Annotated in this window: 1 protein-coding gene; it reads right to left on the bottom strand. The window is 74.3% G+C overall.

The features are described from left to right. On the bottom strand, positions 1 to 1,531 hold a 1,531-nt coding region (locus tag CLV63_RS33055; RefSeq protein ID WP_146165744.1), incomplete at both ends, for an acyltransferase domain-containing protein.

The raw sequence follows: 1,531 nt of genomic DNA, 5'->3' as shown, positions 1-1,531 counted from the left end.
GGCGGTGCTGCTGTCCGTGTTCGCGCTTTCGCTTGCGCTGGCGGTGTCGGCGCTTGTGCCACTGGCAGCGTCCGCGATGTCCGAACCGCCCGAACCCGTGACGGTGTTCGTGCCGCTGGCGCTTGCGGTGGCGGTGCTGCTGTCTGAACTGCTCGCGCTCGTGCCCGTGGTGCCCGCGCTTGCGCTTGCGGTGTCCGAACTGCTCACGCTCGTGCTGGTGCCGGTGGGGGTTGTGTCACTGGTGGTGTCCGTGCTGGGGGTGAGGTGGGTGAGGGTGAGGGGGGTGCCGTGCAGGTGCGCGGTCGCGAGGCCGTGCAGGAGGGTGTGGTGTTCGTGGTGGCCGCGGCGTCCCAGCGGGGCGAACACCGCGGTGCTGCCCGGCGGCACGCATTCCGGGCCTGCGGCGGACAGGGCGGCGTCGGGTCCGGCCTCGATGAAGGTGTTCACCCCGGCCGCGGTGAGGTAGTCCATGCACTGGGCGAACAGCACGGGTTGGCGGGCGTGGCGCACCCAGTAGTCCGGGGTGGCGATCTCCGGCCCGGCGAGGGTGCCGGTGAGGTTGGACACCACCGGGATGGTCGGCGGGTGGTAGTCCAGCCCGGCGGCGACCTGGGCGAACTGTTCGAGCATGGGGTCGATCAGGGCGGAGTGGAAGGCGTGGGAGACCCGGAGCCGGCGGGTGCGGCACCCCTGGCCCCGGAAATGGGTGACGGCCTGCTCGATCGCGGTTTCGGGGCCGGACAGGACGATGGAGGTGGGGCTGTTGACCGCGGCGAGGTCCAGGCCGGTGTGCTCGGTGTAGGCGCGGGCGGCCTCGGGGGTGGTGGTGATGGCGGCCATGGCCCCGCCGGCGGGCAGGGCCTGCATGAGGCGGCCGCGGGCGGCGACCAGGGCGCAGGCGTCGTCCAGGGTGAGGACGCCGGCGATGTGGGCGGCGCTGATCTCGCCGATGGAGTGCCCGGCGAGGTAGTCCGGGCGCAGGCCGGCCGCTTGGGCCAGGCGGGCCAGGGCGGTTTCGTAGGCGAAGAGGGCGGCTTGGGCGTAGAGGGTGTCGTGGAGGAGGGCGGCCTCGGGGGTGTCGGGCGGGGCCCAGGCGATGGTGGTGAGGGGGTGGGGCAGGTGGTGGTCCAGGCGGGTGCGGGCTTGGTTCCAGGCGTGGGCGAAGGCGGGGTGGTGGTGGGCGAGGTGGTGGCCCATGCCGGGGTGTTGGGCGCCTTGGCCGGTGAAGAGCAGGGCGGTGTGGCCGGGGGTGGGGCGGCCGTGCAGGAGGCGGGGGGGGGGGGTGCCCTCGGCGAGGTGGTCGAGCAGGGTGGCCAGGTCGGGGGTGGTGTGGGCCAGGGCGATGGTGCGGTGGTCCAGGCGGGCGCGGGTGGTGGCGGTGTGGGCGATGTCGGGCAGCGGGGTGTGGGGGTGGGTGCGCAGGTGGGTGGCCCAGCGGGCCGCGGTGGAACGCAACCCGGGCCCGGAGGCGTGAGAGAGGATGACCGGGACCAGGCTGCCCGGATCCCCACCATCCCCGCTGCCGTCGCGG

Origin of the sequence: Murinocardiopsis flavida (assembly GCF_003014485.1) — a bacterium.
GTDB classification, from domain to species: Bacteria; Actinomycetota; Actinomycetes; order Streptosporangiales; family Streptosporangiaceae; genus Murinocardiopsis; species Murinocardiopsis flavida.
Note: the sequence above shows the minus strand (reverse complement) of the source record. Positions and strands in the feature narration are given on the sequence as shown.